Here is a 13273-nt window from a genome sequence, read left to right as displayed (position 1 = left end):
AGCAAGCCCGCTCCCACATGGGGTTGTGGGTGTTTGCTGGTTTTGTGCTTGCCAGGCAACCGATCAACGCCAACTAAACTCAGGATCAGCAGAAACGGCAGCAGCAGCGCTTTGAGAATCCGCATGGTCTGTCCCTTCCTGGTCAATGACGATGCCTTGCATGCTAAAACCCCGGCCTCCAAGGTGAGTTACTACCTTGGTACTGCACCGGCGGTACTTTCTGCATATTTCCCCATGCCCCTGGGCTTTCTATGCTGGCGCTACCTGCAATGGAGGATGTCATGCGCCGGCTCGTCAGTTACGCCCTGGTTTCTCTGCTGGCAGCGGCAACCGCTCACGCGGGTGATGCCACGCCGCTGCAAGTGCGCATCGGCTACCTGGGTTACCGTCCCGATCCGGGCCCGTTGCTGTCCAACGTTATTGCCGAACCGGCCGATGCCGGGTTGCGCGGCGCTGAACTGGCGATCGTCGACAGCAACAGCACCGGGCGTTTCCTCAAGCATGACTACCGCCTGGAAAGCGCTAGCGTCGACACGCCCGAGGCGCTGCTCCAGGCCGCCCGGGCCCAACACGACCAGGGCCTGCGGTTGTTCGTGGTCAACGCACCGGCCGCCAGCCTGCGCCAACTCAGCGCTGCCCTGCCCGACAGCCTGCTGTTCAACGCCGGCAGCCCCGACGACAGCCTGCGCACCACCGACTGCCTGGGCAACGTGCTGCACAGCCTGCCCGACCGCGCCATGCTCGCCGATGCCCTGGTGCAGTTCAGCGTCGTGCGCAAATGGCAGCGGGCGTTGCTGATCGTCGGCCAGACGCCCGAGGACCAGGCCTACGCCGCCGCATTGCGCCGGGCCATGAAACGCTTCGGCATGAAGATCGTCGCCGAGAAGACCTGGCAGTTCGACAACGACCAGCGCCGCAGCGCCCAGGCCGACATGCCGCTGTTCACCCAGACCGCCGAGTACGACGTGGTGCTGGTGGCCGACGAGCGCGGTGATTTCGGTGAATACCTGCCCTACCAGACCTGGTACCCACGCCCGGTAGCCGGCACCCAAGGGCTGACCCCCACCGGCTGGCACAAGACCGTGGAAACCTACGGCGCGGCGCAGTTGCAAAAACGCTTTGAAGCCCTGGCCGGACGCTGGATGAACGACCGCGATTTCGCCGCCTGGATCGCCGTGCGCAGCATCGCCAGCGCCGTGGGCAAGTTGCGTCAGGACGCCCCACTCGCCATCCGCCAACTGGCCCTCAGCGACCAGTTGCCCCTGGACGGTTTCAAGGGTCGCAAGCTCAGCTACCGGCCCTGGAACGGCCAGTTGCGCCAACCCATTGCGCTGATCCAGCCACGGGCACTGGTCAGCACCTCGCCCCAGGACGGTTTTCTGCACCCTTCCAATGAAATGGACAGCCTGGGTTACGACCAGCCCGAAGTGAGCTGCCGTTACCCCTGATCGATAACAACAATAAGGAAACCGCCATGCGCCGCTCCCTGATTCACCCGGCCCGGCTCTGCCCGACCCGGTTATGCAAAGCCCTCGCCCTGGGCGCGGCATTGCTCGCCGCTGGCCCCTGCGCCGCCGCCAGCATCGCCTGGGTCTCCAACGAGAAGGACAACAGCCTGAGCCTGATCGACATGCAGCGCCTGGAAGTCATCGAGACCCTGCCGGTCGGCCAGCGCCCCCGGGGCCTGCTGCTGTCCCACGACAATCGCCTGCTGTACATCTGCGCCAGCGACTCGGACCGGGTCCAGGTGATGGACGTCGCCACCCGCAAGATCATCAAGGAACTGCCCTCCGGCAAGGACCCCGAGCAGTTCGCCCTGCACCCCAACGACCGCTGGCTCTACGTGTCCAACGAAGACGATGCCCTGGTCACGGTGATCGACACCCAAACGTCCGAAGTACTGGGCCAGATCGGCGTCGGTGTCGAGCCCGAAGGCATGGCCGTCAGCCCCGACGGCAAGTGGGCGGTCAACACCAGTGAAACCACGAACATGCTGCACTGGATCGACACCAGCACCCAGACCCTGGCCGACAACACCCTGGTGGACCAACGGCCACGTTTCGTCGAGTTCAATCGCGACGGTACGCAGCTCTGGGCCTCGGCGGAGATCGGCGGCACGTTGACCGTGCTCGACGTGGCGACGCGCAAGATCCTCAAGACCCTGACGTTCCAGATCAAGGGCGTGCATCCAGACAAGGTCCAACCGGTGGGCATCAAGCTCAGCGCCGACGGCAAGCTGGCGTTCGTCGCCCTGGGCCCGGCCAACCATGTGGCGGTGATCGACGCCAACACCTTCGAAGTGCTGGATTACCTGCTGGTGGGCCGACGGGTCTGGCAACTGGCGTTCACCCCGGACCAGAAGCAGCTGCTGGCGACCAACGGCGTCAGCGGCGATGTCTCGGTGATTGACGTAGAGAGCCGCAAAGTCCTGAAGTCGGTGAAAGTCGGGCGCTACCCTTGGGGCGTGGTGGTCACGCCATGAACGCCCTGGAGGTCAGCGACCTGAGCTTTGCCTATGGCGCGCGCGAAGCCCTCAAGCAGATGAGTTTCAGCTTGCCGGCCGGACGTTTCGCCGCGCTGCTGGGACCCAACGGCGCTGGCAAGTCGACGCTGATCGCCCTGCTCACACGCCTCTACGACCTGCAACGCGGCGAGATCCGCATCGGTGGTCATTCCCTGCAGAAATCACCAAGACCGGCCTTGCGCCAGTTGGGCGTGGTGTTCCAACAGAGCACCCTGGACCTGGACCTGAGCATTGAACAGAACCTGCGCTATCACCTGGCGCTGCACGGATTTTCGCGGCGCCAGGGCAGCGCCCGCATCGACGCCGAACTGACCCGCCAGCACCTGACCGAGCGCCGCCATGAGCGAGTGCGCGACCTCAACGGTGGCCATCGCCGCCGGGTGGAAATCGCCCGCGCCCTGCTCCACGAACCGCGCCTGTTGCTGCTCGACGAACCCAGCGTCGGCCTTGATCCGGCCAGCCGACTCGCCCTGGGCCTGCACATCCGGCAACTGTGCAGCGAGCAAGGCATCAGCGTGCTCTGGACCACTCACTTGCTCGACGAAGTGCAGCCCAGTGACGACCTGTTGATCGTGCACCAGGGCCGCCTGGTCGCCAGCGGCCAGGCCGACGCGGTGAGCCTGGAACACGGCGGCAGCCTCGGCTCGGCCTTCACCCACTTGACCGCCTCGGGAGCCCGGCCATGAACGCGTACTGGCATTGTTTCAGCGGCATCGTCATGCGCGAATGGCTGCGCTTCGTGTTGCAACGCACACGACTGCTCAGCGCTCTGGTACGGCCCCTGCTGTGGCTGCTGGTGTTCGCCGCCGGCTTTCGCGCGGCATTGGGCATCGCGATCATCGCGCCCTACGACACCTACATTCCCTACGAGGTGTACATCGTGCCCGGGCTGGCCTGCATGATCCTGTTGTTCAACGGCATGCAGGGCTCGCTGTCGATGGTCTACGACCGGGAAATGGGCAGCATGCGCGTGTTGCTCACCAGCCCCCTGCCCCGGGCGTTCCTGCTGGCGAGCAAGTTGTTGGCGACCTCGCTGATCTCGCTGTTGCAGGTCTATGCTTTTCTCGCCATCGCCTGGCTGTACGGCATCCAGCCACCGGCCATGGGCCTGCTGCTGGCCCTGCCGGCCCTGTTGCTGGTGGCCCTGATGCTCAGCGCCCTGGGCTTGCTGCTGTCCAATGCCATCCGGCAACTGGAGAACTTCGCCGGGGTGATGAATTTCGTGATTTTCCCGATGTTCTTTCTGTCTTCAGCGCTGTACCCACTGTGGAAAATGCAGGAAGCCAGCCCTTGGCTGTACTGGCTCTGCGCGGTCAGCCCGTTCACCCATGGCGTGGAGTTGGTGCGTTTTGCGCTGTACGAGCAGTTCAACCTGCTGGCGATGGCGGTGTGCGTGGGGTTGACCCTGGTGTTTGCGCTGCTGGCGGTGTGGACGTTCAATCCGCAGCATGCGGCGTTACGCAAGGCCGGCAGCTAACGCCTCATTGCACAGACAATCTGTGGGAGCAAAGCTTGCTCGCGATGGCGGCGGCTCATCCAGAATTGATGCCGACTGGCACACCATTATCGCGAGCAAGCTTTGCTCCCACAGGGTTCGGTGCATGTTCTCCATTTCGCGCGGGTCTTTAGCACTCAAATTACTACTTTAGTACCGGTTTTCCTGTCTATGGTCGCATTCACAAGACCTCGACCCTGGCATGTAATGGGCGCATAACAAAAAGGATAAATCCTATGCCCCGTTTACTGGCGATCCTCTTGCTGGGCCTGGCGCTGAATGTCGCGCAGGCCGATACCACGCTGTTTTCAGCGCAGGGTTATCGCATCGCCCAATACCGCAGCCCGACGCCCGCCACCGTCGACGGCGCCCAGACCCTCGACACCCAGGCCCTGCAACGTCTGCTCGGTCAGGCCCGGCCTCCGGTGCTGATCGACGTTTATCGTCGGCCGTGGATCCAGGGGCGTTTCATCGACAACGAACCCCATGCCAACCTCCCCGGCAGCCTATGGCTGGCCAATACCGGTGACGGCAATCTCGACCCGACCTGGCAGGACTACTTCAGCCGTCACCTGCACGCTGCCACCGGCGGCCGGCTGGATCTACCGCTGGTCTTTTATTGCCGCGCCGATTGCTGGCTGAGTTGGAACGCGGTAAAACGCGCCGCCGCCATGGGCTATAACCATGTGTACTGGTATCGCGATGGCCTCGATGCCTGGGAGGCGGCCAACCTGCCCCTGCAAGCGGCCCGGCCCGAACCCTTTCCCTGATCTTGCAAGAAGTGCGTGCAACTGCCCTGCCCCACACGACAATAACGAGGTGAATGGCCATGTATAAAATCCTGATAGCCGACGATCACCCACTGTTTCGCGAAGCCATCCACAACGTCATCAGCGACGGTTTTCCTGGCAGCGAGGTCATGGAGACCGCCGACCTGGACAGTGCCCTGGCCTTGACGGCCGAGCACGACGACCTGGACCTGATCCTGCTGGACCTGAACATGCCCGGCATGCACGGGCTCAATGGCCTGATCAACCTGCGCAACGAGGCACCGACCATCCCCGTGGTGATTGTCTCCGCCGAGCAGGACAAGCAGGTGGTGCTGCAAGCCATCACCTATGGTGCGGTGGGTTTCATCACCAAATCCTCGCCACGCTCGCAGATGACCGAAGCCATCGAGCAGATCCTCAACGGCAACGTGTACCTGCCGCCCGACATCATTCGCACGCAAAAAAGCCCGATGGGCCGGCGCCTCAATGAAAACCCGAGTTTCCCGCCGGAAATGCTCCAGGCCTTGACCCGCAAGCAACTGCTGGTACTCGAACGCATGACCAAGGGCGAGTCGAACAAACAGATCGCCTACACCCTGGACATCGCCGAAACCACGGTCAAGGCCCACGTCTCGGCGATCCTGCGCAAACTCAACGTGCACAACCGGGTACAGGCGATCCTCAGTGCCGGGGATATTGATTTCGGGGCTTATTTGCGGCGTTGATCAACCGGCACAAATCCCTGTGGCGAGGGGATTTATCCCCGCTGGGCTGCGAAGCAGCCCCCTGGATCTATCTGGCATACCGAGTTGTCTGGTCTTAGGGCCGCTTCGCGCCCCAGCGGGGATAAATCCCCTCGCCACAACAGCGTTCGACTTAATGCCCCTGGGTCTGGCCCAACAGATGACTCATCGCAATCTTCAGCTTCATCGGCCGCACCGGCTTGTGCATCAGGGTGTGCCCGCGTTCGCGAATCTGCTGCTTGAGCTCGTTGCTGTAGTTGGCGGTGATCATCATGGCCGGGATCGGTGAGGCCCGGCGGGCGTTGATCCGGGCCACCGCATCGACGCCGTTCTGATCGTTGTCCAGGTGATAATCGGCGATCAACAAGTCGGCCTCGGCATGGTAGTTGTCCACCTGGCGGGCCAGGTCCTGCTCCGACAACGCGGTCACTACCTGGCAACCCCAGCCCTCCAGCAACGTACGCATGCCAGCGCAGATCGCCGCATCGTTATCCAGCACCCAGACCCGCGCCCCACGCAGGCGTTCGAGCATCGGCTCGCTCATGTCCAGGCACGGCAACGGCTTGGGCGCGGTGGCGCTCAGCGGCACGTCGATAGAGAACATCGAGCCCTTGCCCGGCCAGGAGCGCACCTGGATCCGGTGCCCGAGGATCCCGGCGATTTTCTCGACAATCGCCAGGCCCAGGCCCAACCCACGGTCCTGGTTCGGCCGCTGCACGTCGCCGCGCTTGAACTCCTGGAATATTTCCTCCAGGCGGTTCTCGGCAATGCCGATGCCGCTGTCCCAGACCTGGATCGACACGCGCTGGCGGTGTCGCCGGCAGCCCAGCACCACCCGGCCGCTGGGGGTGTAGCGAATGGCGTTGCTCAGCAGGTTGCGCAGGATTCGCGCGAGCAATTGCATGTCGCTGCGCACCAGCACCGAACAACCGACAAAGTGCAGCGCCAGCCCTTCGCTGCCGGCGATCTGGGCGTATTCGGCGGCCAGGTTGTCGAGCAGCTCGCTGAGGGCGAACGGCGCGACATCGGCCTTGATCACCCCGGCGTCCAGCTTGGAGATGTCCACCAGGGTGCCCAACAGGTTCTCCACGTCCTGCAGCGAATGGCTGACGTTGCGCACCAGTTGCGCATTGGCAACTGGCTCGCGGCGCTCGAGCAAGGCGCTGGTGAACAGCCGAGCGGCGTTGAGCGGTTGCAGCAGGTCATGGCTGACCGCTGCGAGGAATTTGGTCTTCGACAGGTTGGCCTGCTCGGCCTCGCGCTTGGCCTCCCGCAGGCGCAACTCCACCCGGCTGCGTTCGTCGATTTCGCGCAGCAATTGGTCGTTGAGCGTGGTGAGTTCGGCGGTGCGCTCCTGGACCCGCTGTTCTAGGTTCTGGTAGGCCTGGTGCAGCGCTTCGGCGGTGCGCCGGCGTTCGGTGATGTCGCGGATCAGCACGAAAATCCCCACCACTTCACCGTTGGCCAAGCGGTTGGGTACATAGGAGCGCAGCATGTAGCGTTCCTGGCTGTTGATGTTGGTCTCGGCGAATTCGAAGGTGACGCTCTCACCCGCCAACGCCCGCGCCACGTAGGCTTCCAGGCGCTGGTAATGCTGCTCGCTATGGGCTTCGCGCAGGCTCTGGCCAAGCATCACGCCACGGGGCCAGCAGTACCACTGCTCGTAGACCTTGTTGGTGAATTCGTAGACCAGGTCGGCGTTGAGGTAGGCGATCAACGCTGGCACATGGTCGGTGATCAGGCGAATCCAGCGTTCGCTTTCGCTCAGCGCCTCGGCGTGCTGGTAGCGTTCGGTGATGTCGGTGAAGGTGTTGACGTAGCCGCCAGTGGGCAATGGATGTGTACGGATCTCCAGGACCCGGCCATCCGACAGGCGCTGCTCGGATTCGTGGATCAGCCGGCCGTTGCTGTCGCGACTGGCCGGGGTCAGCAGTTGCAACTCACTGTCGGCAATCACTTCATTGAACGGCCGGTGGGCCGCTACCGGTGCCAGGCCACTGAGTTCGAGGAAGCGCCGGTTCCACAGCTCCAGCACGCCTTGGGCGTTGACCATCGCCACACCCTGGGACAGGTTGTCCACCGCACGCTGCAACAGGTGGGATTTCTGCGCGATGGCCTGCTCGCGGCGCACGGTTTCGCTGAGTTTGACGTCGGTGATGTCGGTAAACAGGATGACCCGGCCGCCCTCCTGGGTCGGCCGCTCGCTGACTTGCAGCCAGCGCCCGTTCTGCAAGCGATACAGCACGTGCTCATCGGCCTGGCCCCGGGGTTCTTCGCTGAACAGCCCGTTGGCGGTCATCAAGCGCTTGACCTCGGAAAGGCGCATGCCGGCGATGATGCGCACCCGGCTGTTGGCCCAGAAGGCCTTGAAGCGGCTGTTGAACAGGACAATGCGTTGCTGCTCGTCGAACAGCACAAACGCATCGGAGATGCTTTCGATGGCGTCAATCAGGTGCCGGTGGGCGGTTTCCGCCCGCAGCCGCGCCTCGCCCAGCAAGTGATTGCCGGCCTTGAGTTCAGCCATGGCCTGGTTCAGCGCATCGGTGCGCTCGCGCACCTGCTCGGCCAGCACCACCGAGTGCTGGAACGCCGCATACGGGTCGTTGCCCCGGGTGACGCCGGACTCCACCCGCTCGATCAGCGCCTCATTGATGCGCCGCAACTTGCGGTTTTCATGCTGCAGGGCAGCGAGCTGGGCCTGCAGCTCAGCGATGGCCGGGGACGCGATGTCGGGCAATGGCAACTCCGGTGAACGTCTGGTTGATGTGCATGCCATTGAACTGTTCTCCATAGGTGTTGAACCCCATCACCCGTTTTTCGCGCAGGAACTGGCCGATCTGCTCCAGGCCGCCGCGATCTTCCAGCTCCAGGCGCCTGAGGAAGCAATCGCAGCCGATGGTCAGCAACAGGTCACCGAGGCGTGCCTGCAAACCGTCAAACAGCGTTTGCAGGTTGTGCAGCAAGGGCCCGGGGGTCATGGCCGTGAGAACGATGCCGTTCTCCACCGCACAGTAGAAACTCAGGCTCAGGTCCGAATGCACCTGCTGGATCGCCCGCACGTAGTACTGGTCGTTGATGCGCACCGCCAGTGGATGGGCGGCGAAGACCCGGTAGTCGAGGGCGCTCACCGGCACGCCGATGTGCCGGGCGTATTCTTCGGCGGCAGGTTCGGCGTTGAGCTCGTAGACCCGTCGCGAAGCGCTGTCGGCGCCGGTCACCACCAGTTTCTCCTCCCGGGGCAGGATGTGATGGGTGGTGAAGACTTCGAATTCCAGCCAGGTGTTGATCAACACCACCACCGCCGCGCCACAGTGGAACTGGCCTTCGAAATACACGTGGGTGTGGGTCAGGTAGTTGTCATCGCCGGCCGACCCGCCGAAATGCGGGATATCCCCCAGCGCAGCGCTCAAGGCCGCCAGGACCATTTCCTCGCGGCTGGACAGGCCATCGAGCAGGGTCAAGGCGAAACTGTGGCCCTTGATCGGCGCCAAGGCGTTGCTGCGACAGCCGCTCGCCAGACGCTCGACCATTTGCTGGGCGTCGATCAGGCTGAAGTGCTCCATTTCGCCGATCAGTTCGGCGGCGATGGAAAAGTGCCGATGATCGAACCCCACCGCCGTCACACAGTTGCGACCATAACCTTGCGCGGTGATTTCACCGGCGCTGGTACAGCCCACCAGGCGAATCCCGCCGAAACTCTGGGACAGCGCCTGGCCCAGGGCCGGCAGGTCGTATTCGGCGGAACAGAAAAACAGCACGAAGCCCAGGTGCGGGTGCAACAACTGCCGCGCCAACGCCTGGGCCACCTGCTGGACGTCCGTCGACTGGGACATGGCGCTCACCACACCTTCGCTCTGGGCCTGCTGCATCTTCGCCTCCGACGGGTGCGTGATAGGAGCCCTGAGTGTACGAAGCTGCGCCGGCTCCACGAATGCTACTTGGGTAGCGGGTGGCCGCTTCCATGGGATGAGATTGCTCCCTCTATGTGGGAGCAAGGCTTGCCCGCGATAGAGGCGATGCGGTCTGGCAGAATCGAGGCGCCTGTTTCGCGAGCAAGCTTTGCTCCCACAAGCGCCCCTGCCACAAGCGTGGTTTGCCGAACAGGCAATATCAGTGACTCATCGGCGCCATGGCACTCGCCTGCCCCAGCAGTTTCTGGTCGATGTCTTCCAGGCGCAGCACTCGGCCGCCGGTGTCGCTGGCGAGTTTTTGTGCCGCCTGGGGGTCGGAAAACGAGGCCAGGACAACGCCCATGGCGCCTTTAAGCCCGCTGCCAATGACGAAGTAGGCGGTCCGGGCGTCGATCAGGTGGGCGTCATCCGGCGTGTCCCAATGGCTGCGGCCCATGTCGTGGACATACAGCTTGACGTCGGCCCGATGGTTTTCCGGCTGCAACCACCAGCCCAGCATCTCCGCCGGCGAGCAGAACTTCTTCACGCCCCCTGCCCCGACCGCCGCGCCCTTGGGCCCGGGGAAGTCAGTGATGACCATGCCGCACACATGGCACTCGTCACTGGGATGGAACGCCAGCGCCGCCTCGCTGGCCGCCGGTGGTTCGGCCTTGCCGCAGGCCGCCAGTGCCAGGCACATCAACACCGCGCCCCAAAGGCGACCTGCCTTGAAATACACCCTGTTCATCGTTGCATGCTCCCTTATCAAGATTGAAATTCACGGGCACCGGCGATTGAACAGCCGATAGGCCAACCACAACGGAACCGCCATCCACAGGCCCAGGCACAGCCAGAGCAAAGGCGCCGACACCGGCAGGTCGCTGCCCAAGGTCAGCACCGCGGCGCCGCTGGACGCCGCATCGAACCCGGACAGGTTGATCAGCCGATACACGTCGGTAGGGTTGAACAGCAGCAGCCAGGGCAACAGTTCCGGGCTGAAGCGCCCTTCGCTCAGCACCAGCAACGCCAGCAAGGCCAGGTCGAACACCAGCACGAAGAAAAACCACACCCCCAGCGCCAACCCGGCCGCGGTGGATTTCTCTGCCGACAAGCTGCTCAGCACATAGGCCAGCCCGAGGAACACCCAGCCCAGCAGCGTGCTCGATACCATGAACCGACCGAAGGCCCAGAGCAGCAGGCTCAACTGGACATCGTCCACCCACAGAGCGATGGCCAGCATCGCGCAGCCAAAACCGATGAAAGTGGCCAGGGCCAGGATCAAGCCGTGCCCGACAAACTTGCCCAGCAGCAATTGGCCGCGGCCCAACGGGTAGGTCAGCAACAGCAACAAGGTGCCGCTCTCGTCCTCGCCGACAATCGCGTCATAGGCCAGCAGCAAGGCAATCAGCGGCATCAGGAAGGTCGCCAGGCTGGACAGGCTCGCTACCGTGGCGGGTACCGAGGTGAACCCCAGTTGACCGGACGCCGCCGCGCCGAGCCAGGCGATGCCGATCGCCAGCACCGCGAACAACAGGCTGATCGCCAACAACCAGCGATTGCGCAGGCCATCGCTGAATTCCTTGCGGGCCATGTTCCAGACCGGATTCATAGGCTGGTCTCCTCGGCGGCGGCACGGACCATGTAATGACGGTACAAATCCTCCAGCGACGGCGGCTTGATCTCGACATCCGAGGGGTCATCCTGGGCCAGTAACTGGCGCAGCAATTTAAGCTTGCTGCCATCCGGCGCGGACACCTGCACCCCTTCGGCGCCCCAGCCCTGGGTGGCGTGCCCTTCACTGCGCCAATGCTGGCGAAGCCAGTCGGCCCGCGACAGGCCCGAGGCGCGGATCAGCGTCGGCAGCCCGGCGTCCTCGCGCAGCCGGGCCAGGCTGCCCAGGGCCAACAGGCGCCCCCGGGTGAGAATCGCGGCGCGGTTGATGTGCGCTTCCACGCCAGGCAAGACGTGAGAACAGAGAATGATGCTGGTGCCCTGCCAACGCAGGCGGTCGAGCAACTGATAGAGGTCCTGGGTAGCGATAGGGTCGAGGCCCACGGTCGGCTCATCCAGCAATAACAGGCGCGGTTGGCCGAGCAGCGCCTGGGCCAGACCGAGACGCTGGCGCATGCCCTTGGAATACGTTTTCACGCGCCGTGTCGCGGCAGCCGCCAGCCCAACCTCTTCCAGCAAACGCTGCACCTGCTCCGGCGCGGCACCTTTGAGCCGGGCAAAATGGCGCAAGGTTTCCAGCCCACTCAACTGCGGATAGAACATCACGTTCTCGGGCAGATAACCGAGCATCTGCCGCACCCTCGGGTCGCTGGGCGCGCGACCGAAGACACGCACCTCGCCCTCGCTGGCTTGCAGCAAACCGAGGATCAGCTTCATGGTGGTGGTCTTGCCCGCGCCGTTGTGCCCGAACAGCCCGAGCACCTCGCCCTGGGCCAGGTTCAAGTCCAACCCGCGCAGTACGGTGACATCGCCATAGCGCTGGCTGACCCCTTCGATCTCGACGACGTTCAAGACGCGTCCTCCTGGGCACTGTTGCGTGACGGGGGCTGGACAGGCGTTTCCATCAGCGGATGACTGTCCATCACCCCGGGGGATTTCATCACCGGGAAGGCTCGCTGCACCCAACGCAGCAGTTCGATTCCCGGGCTGTTCATCAACAAGCGCACCTGGGGGTACAGCCACAGCAGGCGATCGACGTTGTCGTTGGGCTCATAGGCGACATCGCCCAGGCCGTCGCCGTTGCGATCCCAGCCCAGGTAGTCGCTCCAGTAATTGCCGCGGCCATCCACCGACCACTCCTGCAACCGCGTGGCAACGTATTTGACCTGGCGCTGGTTGTGGACGAAGGCATTGCCGGCGATGCGGTTATCCTCCGAGCCGGCCGTCAGGTGGATGCCCACGGCGCTGCGCTCGAAATGATTGCCTTCGATACGGTTGAACAGCGAGTTGTAGATGAACAGGGCCTTGCCCTCGGCGCCGCTGATCATGGTGTCGCCGGTGGACCCGTCGCGCACGTCGGTGACGAAGTTGTCGCGCAGGGTCGAATAGGTGATGTAGTTCATCAGGATCCCGTAGTTCTGATCCTGTTCGGAGCGATTGCCGATGACCGTCAACTGGCGGCTTTGCATCAAGGCATAACCGGTGCGGGTACGCCGGGTGACGTTATCCAGCAGGCGATTATCGTTGGCGAACATGTAATGCACGCCGTAGCGCAGGTCCTCCAGGACATTGCCCTGGAGCAGGTTGCCGCTGGAGGTGTCGATGTAGATGCCGTCGCGGGTTTCGCGCACCTGGTTACCGATAACCCGGGCGCCGTGTACGGCATACAAATGGATGCCATTGCCACGGTCCTGGGAACGCAGGCTGGGGTCGCCCTGGATGCGGTTGTCGATCAGGCTGACGTCCCGCGTGCCATCGACCCAGATACCGAATCCCTGGCCCTGCATCCGGTTGCCACGCACCACCGCTCCTTGGGCAACCGGCTGGATGAACACGGCGGCGTTCATGGCCGTCAGGTCGTGGCCCCAGTCCAGGAAGGTACAGCCCTGGACCTGGACGTTCGGGGCGCGAATGATCAGCCCATTGCCCTCGCCCTGCCCTTGGAATACCGCTTCCGGCGCACACGTGAGGGTCATGGGCTGGTCGATGCTGAACGAGCCCCGGTACTGGCCCGCAGGCAGGCGCCATTGCTGGTCGCCCTCGGCCTGCAAAGGCAAATCGGTGATCGGCTGCGGCGCACCGAGCGCGCCGCCCGACAGCAGGCAGAACACCAGGGCAATGACCGCTCGACGAACGTTTGGATGCTGCATATTCCCGGTCATTGCGCCTGTCTCCCTCGT

The 13273-nt window shown here is 63.7% G+C and carries 12 protein-coding genes; 6 read left to right on the top strand and 6 right to left on the bottom strand.

The window, feature by feature from the left end:
• Positions 1-281 precede the first annotated feature (281 nt).
• The 6 genes from AD662_RS14840 (at position 282) to AD662_RS14815 (ending at position 5514) form a co-directional block, all read left to right on the top strand.
• Positions 282-1448: an ABC transporter substrate-binding protein gene (locus AD662_RS14840; protein WP_053188362.1), complete on the top strand. Its 1167-nt coding sequence runs from the start codon at positions 282-284 to the stop codon at positions 1446-1448.
• A gap of 26 nt (positions 1449-1474) precedes the next feature.
• Positions 1475-2482: a YVTN family beta-propeller repeat protein gene (locus tag AD662_RS14835; protein ID WP_053188361.1), complete on the top strand. Its 1008-nt coding sequence runs from the start codon at positions 1475-1477 to the stop codon at positions 2480-2482.
• Complete coding sequence (locus AD662_RS14830; RefSeq protein WP_018604047.1) at positions 2479-3210, top strand: ABC transporter ATP-binding protein; 732 nt, start codon at positions 2479-2481, stop codon at positions 3208-3210. The genes AD662_RS14835 and AD662_RS14830 overlap by 4 nt, the downstream gene beginning before the upstream one ends.
• Complete coding sequence (locus AD662_RS14825; protein ID WP_053188358.1) at positions 3207-4001, top strand: ABC transporter permease; 795 nt, start codon at positions 3207-3209, stop codon at positions 3999-4001. The genes AD662_RS14830 and AD662_RS14825 overlap by 4 nt, the downstream gene beginning before the upstream one ends.
• A 254-nt stretch (positions 4002-4255) precedes the next feature.
• On the top strand, positions 4256-4789 hold the full coding sequence (locus AD662_RS14820; protein ID WP_053188355.1) for a PQQ-dependent catabolism-associated CXXCW motif protein: 534 nt from the start codon (positions 4256-4258) through the stop codon (positions 4787-4789).
• 59 nt (positions 4790-4848) lie between these two features.
• The gene (locus AD662_RS14815; protein ID WP_053188635.1) at positions 4849-5514 is read left to right on the top strand and encodes a response regulator transcription factor; all 666 of its coding nucleotides are present in this window, start codon (positions 4849-4851) and stop codon (positions 5512-5514) included.
• Positions 5515-5665: 151 nt separating this feature from the next.
• Here AD662_RS14815 and nahK read toward each other — a convergent pair whose 3' ends face one another.
• The 6 genes from nahK to AD662_RS14785 all read right to left on the bottom strand — a co-directional run bounded on the left by nahK (position 5666) and on the right by AD662_RS14785 (position 13255).
• Positions 5666-8308 carry a hybrid sensor histidine kinase/response regulator NahK/ErcS' gene (nahK, locus tag AD662_RS14810; protein WP_082308752.1) on the bottom strand — a complete coding sequence of 881 codons (2643 nt, stop codon included), beginning with the start codon at positions 8306-8308 and terminating at the stop codon, positions 5666-5668.
• Positions 8238-9401, bottom strand: a complete 1164-nt coding sequence (gene nosP / locus AD662_RS14805) for a nitric oxide-sensing protein NosP (RefSeq protein ID WP_053188349.1) — start codon at positions 9399-9401, stop codon at positions 8238-8240. Before nosP ends, nahK begins: the two co-directional genes overlap by 71 nt.
• 241 nt (positions 9402-9642) lie before the next feature.
• Positions 9643-10170 (bottom strand): nitrous oxide reductase accessory protein NosL, encoded by a 528-nt coding sequence (locus AD662_RS14800; protein ID WP_053188346.1) that lies wholly within the window; start codon positions 10168-10170, stop codon positions 9643-9645.
• 30 nt (positions 10171-10200) lie between these two features.
• Entirely contained in the window at positions 10201-11031 is an 831-nt protein-coding gene (locus AD662_RS14795) for an ABC transporter permease (RefSeq protein WP_046062341.1), read from the bottom strand.
• On the bottom strand, positions 11028-11945 hold the full coding sequence (locus AD662_RS14790; RefSeq protein ID WP_053188343.1) for an ABC transporter ATP-binding protein: 918 nt from the start codon (positions 11943-11945) through the stop codon (positions 11028-11030). Before AD662_RS14790 ends, AD662_RS14795 begins: the two co-directional genes overlap by 4 nt.
• Positions 11942-13255, bottom strand: coding sequence for a nitrous oxide reductase family maturation protein NosD (locus tag AD662_RS14785; protein ID WP_053188340.1), 1314 nt, complete (start codon positions 13253-13255; stop codon positions 11942-11944). Before AD662_RS14785 ends, AD662_RS14790 begins: the two co-directional genes overlap by 4 nt.
• Between the last annotated feature and the right edge of the window lie 18 nt (positions 13256-13273).

The sequence above is a fragment of the Pseudomonas kilonensis genome (assembly GCF_001269885.1).
Taxonomy (GTDB): Bacteria; Pseudomonadota; Gammaproteobacteria; order Pseudomonadales; family Pseudomonadaceae; genus Aquipseudomonas; species Aquipseudomonas kilonensis.
The sequence above is the reverse complement of the archived record's forward strand: the minus strand, read 5'-3'. Positions and strand labels throughout refer to the sequence as shown.

Bases quoted from the DNA above. Each gene is read 5' to 3' on its own strand.
- AD662_RS14840 (WP_053188362.1), top strand. From the start codon at position 282: ATGCGCCGGCTCGTCAGTTACGCCCTGGTTTCTCTGCTGGCAGCGGCA.
- AD662_RS14835 (WP_053188361.1), top strand. From the start codon at position 1,475: ATGCGCCGCTCCCTGATTCACCCGGCCCGGCTCTGCCCGACCCGGTTA.
- AD662_RS14830 (WP_018604047.1), top strand. From the start codon at position 2,479: ATGAACGCCCTGGAGGTCAGCGACCTGAGCTTTGCCTATGGCGCGCGC.
- AD662_RS14825 (WP_053188358.1), top strand. From the start codon at position 3,207: ATGAACGCGTACTGGCATTGTTTCAGCGGCATCGTCATGCGCGAATGG.
- AD662_RS14820 (WP_053188355.1), top strand. From the start codon at position 4,256: ATGCCCCGTTTACTGGCGATCCTCTTGCTGGGCCTGGCGCTGAATGTC.
- AD662_RS14815 (WP_053188635.1), top strand. From the start codon at position 4,849: ATGTATAAAATCCTGATAGCCGACGATCACCCACTGTTTCGCGAAGCC.
- nahK (WP_082308752.1), bottom strand. From the start codon at position 8,308: ATGGCATGCACATCAACCAGACGTTCACCGGAGTTGCCATTGCCCGAC.
- nosP (WP_053188349.1), bottom strand. From the start codon at position 9,401: ATGCAGCAGGCCCAGAGCGAAGGTGTGGTGAGCGCCATGTCCCAGTCG.
- AD662_RS14800 (WP_053188346.1), bottom strand. From the start codon at position 10,170: ATGAACAGGGTGTATTTCAAGGCAGGTCGCCTTTGGGGCGCGGTGTTG.
- AD662_RS14795 (WP_046062341.1), bottom strand. From the start codon at position 11,031: ATGAATCCGGTCTGGAACATGGCCCGCAAGGAATTCAGCGATGGCCTG.
- AD662_RS14785 (WP_053188340.1), bottom strand. From the start codon at position 13,255: ATGACCGGGAATATGCAGCATCCAAACGTTCGTCGAGCGGTCATTGCC.